A 14,471-nucleotide genomic window follows, 5' to 3' on the forward strand; every position below is an offset into this window, starting at 1 on the left:
GTCGCCCCCGCTCCAAGCGCCCAAAACTTGGAAGCCTTCCTCCAGCGCTTTTTCGGCCAGGGAAACGACGCCTGGCCCGATATGAATCCCGACCCGGGTACGGGCGAACGAGCCCGGCCCTTCGTCGATCTACTTCGCAGCGGCAGCGACATCCCGATCGTGCTGCCTCGCTATCAACAGGCCCAAGATCGCTACGCGATCTATGTCATCGCCCGCGATGAGGCGCACGCGACTCTCGTCGGCACCATCATCACTGCCTTCGCCGGCGCCACCTACCTCATCGGCGCCGGCGTGCACCCCTGCACCTTGGACACCGACGATCCCATCGAGGCAGCGGTGCAGGAATTCGCCGGAACAACAACGACCACCTTCAAGCTCGAGACACACCCCAACCGCCGCTTCCGCCAGAAATTGACCGACGTGGCCCTGCTCATGCAGCACACGATTGCTCATCGTCCCCCGCGGCTGTGGCGGGCAGTGAAGCCGACGGGACGACTGCTAGCCGAATTCGACGCCGCCCTTGCGGCTGGCGGTCAAGCCGCCTCTCAAACCGTTCTCGATCAACTGGTCGGCCAAGGAGGCATCACCGCCGCTAACCTCGCCCACCTGCACATCAAGCGGCTCAACCGACTCGGCCTCGATCGAGAACTACTTGACTATCCGGGCCTCGGCGACGTGCTGCGGCAAGACCCGCCCGCCCCGGTGAAGGCAGCGGTGCTGGAAGCCGTCTTCTCCTGCGACGTACAAGGCCCCCTGGACCACGGTGATCTGTCTAACGCGCAACAGGCCCTCCAAAAGCGCGGCTTCCTTGCACTGGCCCCTTTCGAAGACGACACGGACTCCTATTCCGTCGAGGCGCTCGTCGTCCTGCTTCTGGCAGCAGTGACGCGTGGCGCCCTTCACAGCAGCCAACACGTACTCACGGCCATCGAGCACATGGCGTCCCACGACGTTCTGCCGCCTGTTCTCAAAGAAGCCGCAACGACGTTTATCAGCACGCAGAGCATTCACCAGGATAAGCCAGTCCTAGCGGCGGCGGATGCGCCTGTTGATTCGCCGAAACCGACAACTCCACCGTCCTTGCCGCAGGACGCTGGCCCAGCCACGGTCCAACCTATACCAACCACATGGGTGGAGTTGATCAAGGCGGTAGCCGACGGGTACACCGACCTGAACGCAATCTTGGAGCACGGCATCTGGACCGCGTGGCCTTCACCCGCCGGAGACGACCAGGAAGTCGCTGCGCTGCTGGAAGACCTACATGACGAGAGCCAAAAGAAGATCTGGCGCTGTGTTGGGGCCTTCATCGAAAGCGTCGGATACGACCAGCCCGCACCGTTCAGCGCACGCGCTCTCATCACCTGTGCGCTGGCCTACGACTGGCTAGGGCCCGGTGATCTGCTGGCCGTGCAGGCACTGACCGAGATAGTATTGCGTTCGAGCCCTTCCACTGTTGTCTACAGACAACTACTGGGGGAACTTTCCGATACATGCGAGCGTTGGGTTGCTCCCGAACGGGCCGTTATTGCTCTGGACTTCGCTGACCGACTGGTTATGGAAGCCTCTCCCGACCCTGACGCCCGCGAATCCTTCGCGTTGGCACTACTCCTGCCGCTCAGTGTGCACCAAGGACGCCTGGACCTTGCGGACATTTCCATGGCCCGGCGCCTGTCCCTGGAACTCGGTATCGAACTGGACTGGCACGAGCAGTCGGACGACGACCTGGCGCAGAATATCGATGCAAGTCTACGGAAGGCCGCTGGCCGCAACGTACTGCTCTACTCGCTGGACCAGGGAGTGTTGGACCGCGTCAGTGAAGCCCTGCAGCAACTTGCGCCCGGAGTCAAAGTCACCTGTGCGCACGACAGTGTCGGCAGTCCACCGCTGCGCTCAAAGGCCCGAGCGGCCGATGTGGTCGTGCTGGCCACCCGATGCGCCAAACATGCCGCAACGGGCTTCATTACCCAGCACGCGAAAACATCCGTCATCGACTACGCGGATGGGAGCGGCTCAGCATCTCTTTTGCGCGCCGCGATAAATGGCTTGCTACGCACTGTGCACGGAGACTGACAGTCGCAAGCCAAAGCCCACCACTGTGCCGTCATCGTTGCGGATCGTAGTCACTCCGGCCCACATCACACCGCGCTTCTTCTCGCCCAGCACGAGGAGAAGCGACGAGGCTGCCGGTCAGCGAGGGCATCCACTGGCCGTTCTCCCAGACAGCAAAGGTGAGGGCATCCGAGATGCTGTGCATTGCGTGGGCGAAGCCTCGGCCTCTGCCGCCCGCTTCCAACAGATACTGGGGCGTAGCCGATGGGCGGAGGCTAATCAGGCACCGTCTCAGACGACCTCCAAGCCCTGGCCCGAGGCCGCGGCGCGTCTCGCAGCGACGGGCTGAAAACGCCGCCGGTGGCCTGCGGAAGGCGATGGTGACGCCGCCTGTCACGAGAGCGACTCCAGCCCGGTCAGGAGATAGGCGGCGTCGAGGCCCGCGGTGAGATACTGCTCGAACACCTCGTTGTTCAAAGCCCAGGACGACCGCTTCCGCCGGATCAGGTCCACGGCAGCGTTCGGGTCGCTGCCCAACTCGATCAGCGCCTGGCCGACGACCAGGCCCGAGCGGTTGTAGCCGGAGTAGCAGCGTACGAGGACGGAACGCCCTTCCCTGATGGCGGCGGCGACGCGGATGGCAAGTTGCTGGACTGCACCGATCTGGTCCGGCACCAACGGGCCGTCGGGGAGCTCTACGACCACATGCTCGATGGCGGCGGGCGGGCCGTGACCGGCGAGGGTGAAGAGGCTCACCACGAGGTCGAACTCACCGCCCACGACAGCCGGCTGCAACTCGCCGGCTCTGTCGGTCCAGTAGTGTCCGCCCATCCACAGGCCGGGGCGTATCTCACTCCACGGCTCGTCGGGCCCAGGGACCTCTCGATCCTTCTGGCGCGTCTTCATCGGCGCTCCCCTCCGACGAGACGAACGACTGCCCGCTGTACGGACGTTCCCGCCGCCGTGACTCGCCGGCGTCACCTCCTCCGCCGCGGGCCAAGAGACGGTAAAGGCGCACGTGGAACCGGGAATTCTTGGGAGCCATATGGGAGCCGAACCGCTCCCCGAGCCCCCGCGACACCACCCCAGACCCATCCAGCCCAATGCCCTGACCTGCAACAACATCAAACGCCCAGGCAGCGGCCCGGGTTCGACGGCATTCGGGACGAAGAGGCCGTGGGTTCAAATCCCGCCACCCCTACTGGTGAACACGCAGGTGAGGGGCGGTCTTCCGAATCGGAAGACCGCCCCTCACGCCGTTTCCGGGGGCTGCTGGAGAATGGACGGGGCTGGGAGCCACGGGATGTCTCAGCACCTGACCCTCTCGCCGCCCCCTGGCCGGTGGCGCCCTCCGGTACGACCGGCTGGCGTCGCGAGGTGACCGTCGACGACGGGCTCACGGGCTTCCTGCCGCCCCCGCTGCCGGACGCGGCCTGGGTGCTGAGCGCGATGTACGAGCACGCCGAGTGCCGCCGTGCCCGGTCCGCCGGCGGAAGCATCACGCCCGAGCCCGTCAAGGGCGCTGACCCCGCGGGGATCGCCCTCGGCGGGGGTCTGGGCCGCGCCCGGCAACCCTGCCCCGGCACGGCCCACGGAACCAGGGAAACCTGCTGGCAGCACCGTTGTGGAAGGCTGAGCGGAACGAGATCCGCGACAGAGGGGCGACCACCGGCATGGCCCTGATCCACCACACCACCCTCACGCCCAGCAAGGTCGAACTGCTCGCCGGCTGGCTGCCCACCCGCCCCTGGTACCGGGGTGGACCGGACGGCCCCGTGCTGGAGAAGTCGGGTGGCTTCCGGCTGGACGACCCGGAGGGCGAGGTCGGCATCGAGTTCATGGTGGTCACCGACACGAGCGGCCCCGAGCGGACGGCCTATCTCGTACCGCTCACTTACCGCGCCGGACCGTTGGAGAGCGCCGAACACGCCCTCGTCGGAACGATGCAGCACGGCGTACTGGGCAAGCGCTGGGCGTACGACGGCTGCCACGACCCCGTGCTCGTCACCGAGTTGCTGGCCCTCATCGAGGGCACCGCACCAGCGATGGCGCAGAGCGTCACCGACACCCTCGACCACGAGGTGACCCGCTCGTACGCGGGCGCCCCGTTCGGCCTGGACGGCATCACGCCCGACCCCACCGACGACCGGGACGGTACCCGTCTTCCCGCGCCCGGCGGCGCAATCCTGCACATTCACCGCGTCCTCGACCCCGTCGACGAGCGTCCGCCGCTGCCCCGCCCGGGAGCCCTCGGCCATGTCGCAACCGGTTGGAAGGGACCGGACGGCACTCGCCCGGCTGCCGTTCTGATGACGTTGCTCGACGCCTGATCCAGGCAGCCAACCCTGGCGCCACGAGGCCGAACGCCGTGCGCAAGCTCCAGGCCCGCGCCACCCTCCTCCGAAACGGGAGGAACGTTCCGCCAGGCAACAAGATGCCCAAGAGCAGTCGATCTTGGGCGAACCGCGTGGTACGTTCTGTCACCAGTGAACTCAATAGGGTGACCCCGGCAGCGCGCCAACGCTCCGGGGTCCGGCACAAGGAGCCAACACTCCCCATGCAGATTCATCGTAGCCGCCATGCGCGCGGCTTCACGGTCCTGCCCAACACGCTGCTGCAGGACCGGCGGCTGTCCTACACCGCCCGCGGCCTGCTCGCCGACCTCCTCTCCCGCCCCGACGGCTGGCGCGAGGACGGCCGCCACATGGCCGACACCAGCGCCCAGGGCCGCCTGGCCGTGGCGAAGGCCCTGCGCGAGCTGACGAAGTTCGGCTACTACCGCGTCGAGCGGGTACGTCGCCCGGACGGCACCTTCGTCAGCGAGACCCACGTGTACGACTCCCCGCAGGCGGGACCGGGTGCCGTACGTCCGGGCTCCGGTCGACCGGCGGTCGACGACCGCGGCGCCCACCCCGTAAAGGACCGTGGGAAAACACCCACCCTCCCCGCGCAGCGGACAGCCCCGCCCGAGCCCCCGGCCCCGGCGCTCGCCGAAGTGGCGGCGGTGCTCCACCGGGTGACCGCAGCGGAACCCCGCCTGCGCCTCGGCGCTGCGGAGGCGCAGGCGCTCGCACCCCTCGCCGCCCCCTGGCTGGAACGCGGCCTCGGCCCCCGCGACCTCTCGTTCGCCTTGCTGGGCGGCCTGCCCGAGCGCGTCCACAGCCCAACGGCGTTCCTGCGCGACCGCCTGACCCGCAAGCTGCCCCCGCCGCCGGAGCCGGTCGCGGCGCCGCCCCGCCGGTACGAGTGCGCGTCCTGCTCGCGCCCGACCCCGTACGAAGGCACCTGCCGCACCTGCGCCGGAGCGGACGCCCCACCGCCCGACGCGCTAACCGAACGCGCCCGTACCGCCGTCCGCGGCCGGGCCCTGGTCCGCGCCACCCTCGTCCGCTGACCGGCGCAAGAGCCTGGCCTGCCCTTCGGCACAGCCCCGTCGCGTCCTCCACAGGGCTGTGGACAACCGCCGCCTCATCTCGTCCGACGCAGGCCGCAGGCCGCAGGCCGCGAGGGCGTTCCGCGTCTCAGGCGGTGAGCAGCGTCAGCACGTCGGCGATCCTCCCTCCGCGGACGGTGATGACGTCGACGCCCCGCGCCAGGGGATTGCCTTCGAGGCCGAACGCCCAGGCGAGCGCCCCGCGGTCGGTGCCGACGTAGGGCGGGCCGTCCTCGGTGAAGGCCGAGCCGGGCGGGGCTTTGTCGAGCAGTGCGCGCGCCTTGTCCTCGATGGCGTCCCAGCCCGTGGTGACGCCTTCGGGGTCGGCGAAGGCGACGTCTTCGGTGTAGATCCTCTCGATCGCCGCCCGGCGTGAGGAGGCGTCGCGGTTGCCGAAGACCTCGTGCAGGTTGGCTGCCAGCAGGTCGGTCACAGTGGGCGGTACGGACGGCGGGGGCGGTGCGGACATGGTGCTCTCCTTCGGAGTTGTCGCCGGGGCGCCGACCGGGTCCGGGGAGCGGGCGGCGCCCGGCGTCTTCCACGCTACGTGGCAGGTCGGGAGGCGGCCTGCCGACGCAGCCGGGTCAGATCTGGCTCGCGCCGCCGTCGACGTAGATCTCCGCGCCGGTCATGTAGCTGCTGGCGTCGGAGGCGAGGAAGAGCACCGTCCCGGCGATCTCCTCCGGGCTGCCGAGCCGGTTCATCGGCACTCCCGCGGCCAGGCCCTTCAGCAGCTGCTCGGCCGCCGTGGGGTCGCCCGCCAGGCCGCTCAGTCCCGGCGTCTCGATCGGGCCGGGGGCGATGCTGTTGACCCGGACCCCGCGGTCCACCAGCTCGGCGGCCCAACTGCGGGTGAACGAGCGGATCGCGGCCTTGGTGGCGGCGTAGACGCTGAACGACGCGGCGCCCTTGGTGTCGATGTTGGAGCTGGTCAGGATGATCGAAGCCCCCGGCCGGAGCAGGGGCAGCGCCTTCTGCACGGTGAACAGGGTGCCCCCGACGTTGGTGTTGAAGGTGTCGGCGTAGTGCTGCCAGGTGATGTCGGGCAGCGCCGCGAACTCGCCGCCGCCGGCGTTGGCGAACACGATGTCCAGGCCCCTGTCCTGCTGCCCGATCACCGCGAACAGGCGGTCGAGGTCGTCGGGGTCCGAGACGTCCGCGCGCACGCCGGTGGCGCGGTCGCCGATCGAGGCCACCGCCTCGTCCAGCGCCCGCTGCCGCCGACCGGTGAGGAAGACGTGTGCGCCTTCCGCGGCGAGCCGCCGGGCGGCGGCCAGTCCGATACCGGAGGTCGCACCGGTCACGAGGGCGGTCCTGCCGTCGAGCTGTCCCATGGTCGTACTCCTCAGTCGTGGCGCGATTTCCGCACCGTTCGGTACCGAATAACCGAGGCACCGCCCGCACTATTTCCGTACCGGTCGGTTAATATTTGAGCGGGACCGGGGCGGCCGGGGGCCGGGAGCGTGGAGGTGGCCATGGCGGAACGCGGCAGGCCGCGGGGCTTCGACGCGGACGCGGCGCTGGAGCGGGCGATGGAGGTCTTCTGGCGCCGGGGGTACGAGGGCGCGTCCCTGAGCGACCTCACCGAGGCCATGGGCATCAACCGGACGAGCATGTACGCGGCCTTCGGCAACAAGGAGGCACTGTTCCGCCGGGCCGTCGACCACTACGCCGAGGCGGAGATGGCCTACGCCCGGGAGGCCCTCGCCGAGCCGACCGCCTACACAGTCGTCGAGGCGTTCCTGCGGGCCAACGCCGACGCGCTCACCCGCCCCGACCGGCCCCCCGGGTGCCTGTCCGTGCAGGGCGGCCTCGCCCAGGGCGGCGACGGCGGCCGCATCGCCGCCTTCCTCGCCGGCAGGCGCATGGCCGGCGAGCAGGCACTGGCCGACCGCCTCACCCGAGCGGCTGCCGAGGGCGACCTGCCCGACGGCACCGACCCGGTCGCCCTGGCCCGGTACGTCATGGTCGTCAGCGAGGGCAACGCCGTCCACGCGGCCGCCGGCGCGGGCCGGGACGCGCTGCACGCCACCGTCGACGTCGCCCTGCGCGCGGTGCCGCTCCCGGACCGGGCCGGACCCCTCACATAGGCCCACCGGCAGCGCGCGCCCGCCCACCGCAACGCGGCGGAAGCGATCCGCACCGTCCTCCCGGCGGAGGACGCCCGCACCGGGCCCAGGGCGTCCCGCAACTTTGATCGCCCCTTTGGCCAATCGCGTCGTCGTGGTCAGTGATCACGGCATGCCGTGTCCCGACATGCCGTGGTCAGTGATCACGGCATGTCGGGACACGGCATCACCCTGACCGTCGGCGAGTACATGACCCTGACACCGACGGTCCTGTACGGCCCCCGCGTCCGATGGCTGGTTCTCAAGTCGACGTCGGCGCGTTGCACGGGTGGTCCCTTCGCGGGAATGCCCCCGCTGCCGTCAGTCCGGCCGAGCGGCCACTGACTCGACGACCTCAAGGCGCCGGAAGGGGCGTCGGCCGTCGTGTCGTCCTCGGGCACGCCGCTGCTCCGGGTACAGCGGGGGCCGAGGGCTGCCCGTCCGCCGGCTCTCACCGCTGGAGGATGGCCGCCAGCACGACCGCGGGGTCCGCGTCCGGTGGGCCGGCCGGCCACCAGGCGCCCCGCTCCTTCGCGTACGGATACCACAGGCCCTCCCGGCCGAGCCGGAGTTGGGCGCCGCTGCCCTCGACCGTCCAGCGGTTGCGCCAGGCGCGCAGTCGGGGTGGTGCGCCGGGCCAGTCCGCGCGCAGGGCTTCGCGGGCGCGTTCCATGTGCCCGGCGGGCGGGGTCCAGGGTGCCTCCAGTACGTCCAGGGCCGCGGCTCCGCCGTAACGCCAGGCGCGGGTGGCGGCGGCCAACTCCGAAGGTGTGTGCCCGCAGTTCGCCGCGATACGGGTGAAGACCTCCATGGTGGGGTGGGTCGCGGTGAGGCGGACGGCGTCCTGCCACTCGGTGAGCGGGGCGGGCGGCACGGTGGCGGCGTGGCGGGGAACGTCCAGAGCCGCCACGAGCAGGTGGTGGGCGCGCAACGCGGTGTCGGTGGCGAGCAGTTCGAGTCCGGCCGGGTCCACGCCGGGCCCGGGAGCGGATGTTCCCGCCAGGGCGGGGCCGCGGGCCGCCCGCTCGGGCGGCGACGGCGCGGCGGGCAGCGGCGGCAGCCCGGCCCGGGCGGCGAACGCCGCCGCGGCGGGCTCGCCGGTGCGGGGCCGCGGCACGGACGTGTACGAACCCGACGCCGGGAGCGGGGCGGAACCGACGACAGGGACAGCGGCACGGTCCGCGGCCCTGGCACCACCACCCGTTCCCGTACCGCCACGCGTCCCCCCACCGCCACCCGTCCCCGCGCCGCCACCCGTCCCCGCGCCGTCCCCCGTCCCCCCACCGCCGCCCGCACCCGCTTCCGCGGCCGCGCGGACGAGGTTCCGGCGGGCGAGTTCGTCGGTCAGCTCGTGCTCGCCGCGGCCCCGCAGGAGCAGCAGGACGAAGGGGTCCCGGTCCAGCAGCCGGGCGACCTGGTAGCAGAGGGCCGCCGCGTGCTTGCAGGGGACGCCCCAGTCGGGGCAGTTGCACGCCGGGTCCAGGTCCTGCGGCCCCGGCAGCAGGGCCACACCCGCTGCCGCGGCGTCGTCGGCGAGTCCGGGCGGCATCTCGCCGTCGAGGAGCGCGGCGATGTGCGCGGCCCGCTCGGCGATCACGTCGAGGAGGTGGTCCCACTGCCGGTCGGTGAGCTGCCGCACCCGGACCCGGGAACGGTACGGGGACGGGCGGCTGCCCTGCACCACGGCCGTCGCCGATCCCGTGTCGACGGTGACCCGTCCGACCGCACCGCGCCGCGCGTACGTACGGCCCCGGCCCAGGCGGCCGGCGTCCAGCGACGACTCCTCCAGTGCCGCCAGCCACGCCCGGCCCCACCAGGACTCCGCGAACGGGGCGCGGCTGCCCTTCGCCGGAGGGAGCGCGTCGAAGGCACGGGCCCGCCCAGAGGCTCGCCTCCCGGTCGGCCCCGTCATCGCCGCGCCCCGCGCAGCGCGACCAGGTCGGCGAGTTCGGCGTCGCTCAGCTCGCTGAACGCCGCCTCGCCCGACCCGAGCACGGCGTCGGCCAGCTCCCGCTTCCCGCGGAGCATCTCGGCGACCTTCTCCTCCACCGTCCCCTCGGCGATCAGCTTGTGCACCTGGACGGGCTGCGTCTGCCCGATCCGGTAGGCGCGGTCGGTCGCCTGGTCCTCCACCGCCGGATTCCACCAGCGGTCGTAGTGGACGACGTGGCCGGCGCGGGTGAGGTTCAGGCCGGTCCCGGCCGCCTTCAGGGACAGCAGGAAGACCCGCTTCTCGCCGGCCTGGAACGCGTCGACCATCTCCTCCCGGCGTCCGACCGTGGTCCCGCCGTGCAGGAACAGGCTCTCCACGCCGCGGGCCGCCAGGTGGCGCTCGATGAGCCGGCCCATCGCCACGTACTGGGTGAAGACCAGCGCGGACCCGTCCTCGGCGAGGACGGTGTCCAGGAGTTCGTCCAGCAGCTCCAGCTTCCCCGAACGCCCCGGCAGCTTCGCGGCGTCCGGCTCCTTCAGGTACTGCGCGGGGTGGTTGCACACCTGCTTCAGACCGGTGAGGAGCTTCATCACCAGCCCGCGCCGCGCCATGCCTTCCGATCCCTCGATCTCCGCCATGAGCTCGCGGACCAGCGCCTCGTAGAGGGAGACCTGCTCCTTCGTCAGCGACACCGGCTGGTCGGTCTCGGTCTTGGGCGGCAGTTCGGGCGCGATGCCGGGGTCGGACTTGCGCCGCCGGAGCAGGAACGGCCGGACGAGTGCGGCGAGTTGGCGGGCCGCCTGCTCGTCCCGGTCGCCCTCGACGGCCTTGGCGTAGCGGTCCCGGAAGCCGGACAGCGTGCCGAGCAGCCCCGGGGTGGTCCAGTCGAGCAGCGCCCACAGCTCGGAGAGGTTGTTCTCCACCGGGGTGCCGGTCAGGGCGACGCGGCCGCGCGAGGGGATCGTGCGCAGCGCCTTCGCGGTGTGCGCGTGCGGGTTCTTGACGTGCTGGGCCTCGTCGGCGACGAGCAGCCCCCAGGGCCGCTCCCCCAGCCGGGCGGCGTCGCGGCGCATCGTCCCGTAGGTGGTCAGGACGAAGCCGTCGCCCTCCACCGCCGAGAGGTCGCGGCCCGGGCCGTGGAAGCGGTGGACAGGGGTGGCCGGTGCGAAGCGGCGGATCTCGCGCTCCCAGTTGCCCAGCAGGGAGGCGGGGCAGACCACCAGCGTCGGGCCGGCCGTTGCCTTGCGCTCCTGGCGGCGCAGGTGGAGGGCGATCAGCGTCACGGTCTTGCCCAGGCCCATGTCGTCCGCGAGGCAGCCGCCCAGACCGAGTGACGTCATCCGGTGCAGCCAGTTCAGGCCGCGCAGCTGGTAGTCGCGCAGGGTCGCCGCGAGTGCCCTCGGCGGGTCCCGGGGCTCACGGGCCGCGCGGGCCTCGGGGTCCGCGATCCGGGCGCGCAGCTCCTCCAGTACGCCCCCCGCGGTGACCTCGACGCGTTCGCCGTCGACCTCGACGCTGCCGGTCAGCGCGGCTCCCAGGGCGTCGACGGCGGTCAGCGAGGGCGCCCCGGACGAGGCCGACCGCCGCAGGCGGCGCACCAGCTCCGGGTCGACGACCACCCACTGGTCGCGCAGCCGCACCACCGGCTGGTGGGCCCGGACCAGGCGTTCCAGCTCCTCCTCGGTCAGTTCCTGATCCCCGAGCGCGACCCGCCAGCGGAAGTCCAGCAACCCGCCCGAGGACAGGAACGACGCTGCCGACGACGTCGTACTCCTGCGGGCCGGCTCCAGGACGCCGGACGCGGTCAGCCCGCGCACCAGCTCCTTGGGCCAGTGCACGGCCACCCCGGCACCGGCGAGGGCCTCGGCGGCATCGCCGAGCAGCGCCACGGCCTCGTCGTCGGACAGCTCCAGCCCCGTCGGCGCGGCGCCCTCCAGCAGCCGCGCGGCGGGAGGCCACACGCGTGCGGCCCGGCGCAGCGTCAGCAGCGTGTCCACGCGGGCCCGCGGGCCGAACAGCTCGGGCGCGGCGGCCGATCCCGTCCACAGGTCGGCGGCGTCGGTGACCACCGTGGGATCGGCCAGGCTGCGCAGCTGGACGACGGCGCGGAAGGAGCCCCGGCGGGTCCTGTCCGCCCCGTCCCCGTCCCCGTCCCCGTCCTCGTCCCCGTCGGCCTCCTCCGGTTCCTCGGCCTCCCCGTACGGCCAGGGTTCCCCGTCGCCCCACGTCACCTCGTCGTCCGCCTGCTCCCCGAACGGTGCCGCCGTGCCCGGCAGCTCCAGGCGGAGCGACACCTGGAGCCCCGCGTCGCGCCCGGCGGCCACCTCGGCCGCCCAGGCCCGCTGCTCGGGCACGGCCTGCGGCGCGCGGTCCGCGAACGCGGGGCCGCCGGTCAGGTGGCGCGAGGCGGGCGTACGGGTCAGCGAGTCGGCGACGGCGTCCAGGAAGGCCCGCAGCAGGGGCTCGGCCGCCGGCAGTGCGAGCGGGGAGAGGCCGGGGACAGGAACGGCACGGGCCTGCGGCGGCATGCCGGCCGCGAGCGCACGCAGCCGCTCCAGGTCACCGGCGTCGTAGGGCCCGACCCGCCAGGCGTCGAAGCCCTCCGCCGACACCCCGGGCAGGACCCGGCCCCGGGCCAGCAGGCTCAACCCGAGCGTGGCCGCCGCGCCCCAGAACGCCGTCGCGGCCGACGCCCGCCCGCTGCCGTCGGCCCCCAGCGCGCGGCAACGGGTCAGCAGTGGCAGCGCCTGCTCCACCGGCAGTACGGCGGCCGGCACTCCCGCCCTGCGCACGGACGACCCGTGCGGGCGGACCACCGTGAGCTCCTCCGTGCCCCCTCCGAGGTCCGGGGGGTCGCCGCCGGGTGTCCAGAAAGCCATCCGCCCCAGCCTCGGCGGATCCGCCGGCAGGAACACCGCCTCGCCGGACGCCACCTCCGGCAGCAGCGCGAGCAGCCGGTTCCGGTCGGGGAGACCCGCCCCCGGTACGGCCGCAGCACGGGTGGCCGTGCCCGCCTCCGTCGGCGTAGACGCCCTCGCCACCGCACCCACCCACTCCCGGAACCTGTTCCCTCTGCGCGTCCGGAGCCCCGTATCCCTCCGGCGCACCAAGGCTAGCCAGCAGCGAGCACGCTGGGTGAGCGGAGCAGCGCCTGTCACCCTGTCCGGCCACGAACCTGCCGTCGTCCCCGGCCGCCGCGGCGGCCGGACTCGCCGGGACCGGGGCGGCAGCAGTACCGCTCTCATCGCCGGATCGGCCGCTGCGGTGATCGTCGCGGGCGGTGGCGTCCTGTTCGCGCCGCGCCGCCGCACGGCAGTGGCCGACGCCCCGGCGGGGGGCGACGCGTACGACACGCCGGCCCGGGAACCGTTCCCCCGGATCCTGCGTGACCTGACTACATGTTGTCGGCTGGTGGCAAGGGGGACCCGGTGAGTGCACGGACGATGGCGGGTGTGGCGCTGACGGCCTGCGTGGCGCTGGCAGTGGGCGCGTGCGGCCCGGAGAAGTCCGAGGAGTCCAGGGACGACGCGGGCGCGACGTCTTCGCAGCCTCCGGCGTCCACGACAAAAGCCCCGGCGCCATCGGCCACGCCGTCCGCGTCCCCCCGCACCGAGAAGCCGTCGCCCTCGCCGACCGGCAGCACGTCCGCGCCCAGGACGACGGCCGGCGCGATCCAGCGGTACGAGGTCTTCCTCCACGCGGTCGGCCACGAGGACATCGACACGGTCTGCGACGTGGCGGGCCCCGCCGCGAAGCAGGCGGAGGACGAGGGTCTCGGCCCGTGCACCTCGACCTTCCTCGTCACCTTCAAGATGATCTCCCCCGCGCAGAAGAAGGCCCTGCAGACGGCGACGGTCGACCCGCGCCGCGTCGTCGTGCGCTCGCCCGCCGAGGTCGAGATACCGGCCGGAGCGATCAAGGCGTCCATGACCTTCAGCGAGGACGAACTCGGCGACTCCACCCTGGAGTACCTCAAGAACGACTGGTACATCACCGACTGAACCGCCCCCGCACCGATCCGGGCGTCGGGGACCGGGGACGCCGGGCCGGCGAGCGGTGCCGTCGTCAGCAGGACCTGGGCGGGCCCGGCGGAGAGCGGTGTCCCGCCGAGTGGAAAACGGGATGACGCCGTTCGGGCCGGGGTCCGACCATGGTTCATGCTGTTGGATCACTGGCCCCTGACGGGTCTGCGGGTGAACACTCCTCGCCTGGAGTTGCGGCTGCCCTCCGAGGAGGAGCTCGGCGAACTGGCGGACGTGGCCGCTGGGGGCGTGCACGCGCCGGACCGGATGCCGTTCGTCGTGCCCTGGACGGATCTGCCGCCCGCGGAGAGGGCGCGCTCGGTGGTCCAGCACCATTGGCTGCGACGCGGAAACTGGACGCCCGGCGACTGGGCGCTGAACCTCTGCGTCTTCGAGGACGGCCGCGTCGTCGGCCTGCAGACCCTCGCCGCCCGGGACTTCGCCGTGCTGCGGCAGGTGAGCACGGCCTCCTGGCTCGGGCTGCGGCACCAACGGCAGGGGATCGGAACGGAAATGCGCGCCGCGGCGCTCCACCTGGCCTTCGCCGGACTGGGCGCGGTGGACGCGCTGTCGGGCGCCCTGGAGGACAACCCCAGCTCCTTCGCCGTGTCCGGGAAGCTCGGGTACAAGAGCGACGGTGCCGAGCACGTGAACGTCCGTGGGCGGCGCGCGACGATACGGCGCCTGAGGCTGCCACGGGCGGGTTGGGAGGCGCACCGGTCCGTCTCCGTCACCATCGCGGGGCTCGCGCCCTGCCTGCCGCTCTTCGGCCTGCCGGGAGAGGTGGCTTCGGGAGCCGTTTCCGGGCGGGCGGACGTGATCAGCGAAGATGTGCGTCCCGAGGGGATCGCGTGACGACGGCGCGACTGCCTGGGGCCGCGGCCCCAGGGACCCGCCGTGGGGAGGGGACGGAACGGTGCTGCGGC

General features: G+C 72.3%; 11 protein-coding genes. 6 read left to right on the top strand and 5 right to left on the bottom strand.

The features are described 5' to 3' along the window. Positions 1-27: 27 nt before the first annotated feature. Positions 28-2,070: a protein DpdD gene (gene dpdD, locus IH54_RS0126760; protein ID WP_234343891.1), complete on the top strand. Its 2,043-nt coding sequence runs from the start codon at positions 28-30 to the stop codon at positions 2,068-2,070. Positions 2,071-2,442: 372 nt separating this feature from the next. Here the strand turns inward: dpdD and IH54_RS0126765 are convergent, their stop codons facing one another. Then, positions 2,443-2,880 (bottom strand): protein phosphatase, encoded by a 438-nt coding sequence (locus IH54_RS0126765; RefSeq protein ID WP_324607820.1) that lies wholly within the window; start codon positions 2,878-2,880, stop codon positions 2,443-2,445. Positions 2,881-3,722: 842 nt separating this feature from the next. On the opposite strand from IH54_RS0126765, the gene IH54_RS0126770 reads away from it, so the two are divergent. Together IH54_RS0126770 and IH54_RS41915 are read left to right on the top strand one after the other, a co-directional pair. After that, positions 3,723-4,379 (top strand): maltokinase N-terminal cap-like domain-containing protein, encoded by a 657-nt coding sequence (locus IH54_RS0126770; protein WP_031521518.1) that lies wholly within the window; start codon positions 3,723-3,725, stop codon positions 4,377-4,379. 227 nt (positions 4,380-4,606) lie between these two features. After that, positions 4,607-5,443, top strand: coding sequence for a hypothetical protein (locus IH54_RS41915; protein WP_031521519.1), 837 nt, complete (start codon positions 4,607-4,609; stop codon positions 5,441-5,443). A 127-nt stretch (positions 5,444-5,570) separates the two neighbouring features. Here IH54_RS41915 and IH54_RS0126780 read toward each other — a convergent pair whose 3' ends face one another. Then, entirely contained in the window at positions 5,571-5,951 is a 381-nt protein-coding gene (locus IH54_RS0126780) for a nuclear transport factor 2 family protein (protein ID WP_031521521.1), read from the bottom strand. Between the two features lie 115 nt (positions 5,952-6,066). Next, positions 6,067-6,816 carry an SDR family NAD(P)-dependent oxidoreductase gene (locus IH54_RS0126785; protein WP_031521523.1) on the bottom strand — a complete coding sequence of 250 codons (750 nt, stop codon included), beginning with the start codon at positions 6,814-6,816 and terminating at the stop codon, positions 6,067-6,069. Positions 6,817-6,957: 141 nt separating this feature from the next. Between IH54_RS0126785 and IH54_RS0126790 the strand changes: the two genes are divergently transcribed. Next, the gene (locus IH54_RS0126790; protein WP_031521525.1) at positions 6,958-7,572 is read left to right on the top strand and encodes a TetR/AcrR family transcriptional regulator; all 615 of its coding nucleotides are present in this window, start codon (positions 6,958-6,960) and stop codon (positions 7,570-7,572) included. 469 nt (positions 7,573-8,041) lie between these two features. On the opposite strand, the gene IH54_RS0126800 is transcribed toward IH54_RS0126790, so the two are convergent. Together IH54_RS0126800 and IH54_RS0126805 are read right to left on the bottom strand one after the other, a co-directional pair. Further along, a complete protein-coding gene (locus IH54_RS0126800) occupies positions 8,042-9,502 on the bottom strand; it encodes an SWIM zinc finger family protein (RefSeq protein WP_043182355.1) in 1,461 nt (486 codons plus the stop codon). After that, positions 9,499-12,573: a DEAD/DEAH box helicase gene (locus IH54_RS0126805; protein WP_420711802.1), complete on the bottom strand. Its 3,075-nt coding sequence runs from the start codon at positions 12,571-12,573 to the stop codon at positions 9,499-9,501. Before IH54_RS0126805 ends, IH54_RS0126800 begins: the two co-directional genes overlap by 4 nt. 378 nt (positions 12,574-12,951) lie before the next feature. Here IH54_RS0126805 and IH54_RS42530 point away from each other — a divergent pair, with 378 nt between their 5' ends. Further along, complete coding sequence (locus IH54_RS42530; RefSeq protein ID WP_031521534.1) at positions 12,952-13,524, top strand: hypothetical protein; 573 nt, start codon at positions 12,952-12,954, stop codon at positions 13,522-13,524. Positions 13,525-13,680: 156 nt separating this feature from the next. After that, positions 13,681-14,400: a GNAT family N-acetyltransferase gene (locus IH54_RS0126815; RefSeq protein WP_052397908.1), complete on the top strand. Its 720-nt coding sequence runs from the start codon at positions 13,681-13,683 to the stop codon at positions 14,398-14,400. Positions 14,401-14,471: the final 71 nt, after the last annotated feature.

The organism is Streptomyces sp. NRRL F-5123, assembly GCF_000721495.1.
Lineage (GTDB): Bacteria > Actinomycetota > Actinomycetes > Streptomycetales > Streptomycetaceae > Actinacidiphila.

Bases quoted from the DNA above. Each gene is read 5' to 3' on its own strand.
- IH54_RS0126765 (WP_324607820.1), bottom strand. From the start codon at position 2,880: ATGGGCGGACACTACTGGACCGACAGAGCCGGCGAGTTGCAGCCGGCT.
- IH54_RS0126770 (WP_031521518.1), top strand. From the start codon at position 3,723: ATGGCCCTGATCCACCACACCACCCTCACGCCCAGCAAGGTCGAACTG.
- IH54_RS41915 (WP_031521519.1), top strand. From the start codon at position 4,607: ATGCAGATTCATCGTAGCCGCCATGCGCGCGGCTTCACGGTCCTGCCC.
- IH54_RS0126780 (WP_031521521.1), bottom strand. From the start codon at position 5,951: ATGTCCGCACCGCCCCCGCCGTCCGTACCGCCCACTGTGACCGACCTG.
- IH54_RS0126785 (WP_031521523.1), bottom strand. From the start codon at position 6,816: ATGGGACAGCTCGACGGCAGGACCGCCCTCGTGACCGGTGCGACCTCC.
- IH54_RS0126790 (WP_031521525.1), top strand. From the start codon at position 6,958: ATGGCGGAACGCGGCAGGCCGCGGGGCTTCGACGCGGACGCGGCGCTG.
- IH54_RS0126800 (WP_043182355.1), bottom strand. From the start codon at position 9,502: ATGACGGGGCCGACCGGGAGGCGAGCCTCTGGGCGGGCCCGTGCCTTC.
- IH54_RS0126815 (WP_052397908.1), top strand. From the start codon at position 13,681: ATGCTGTTGGATCACTGGCCCCTGACGGGTCTGCGGGTGAACACTCCT.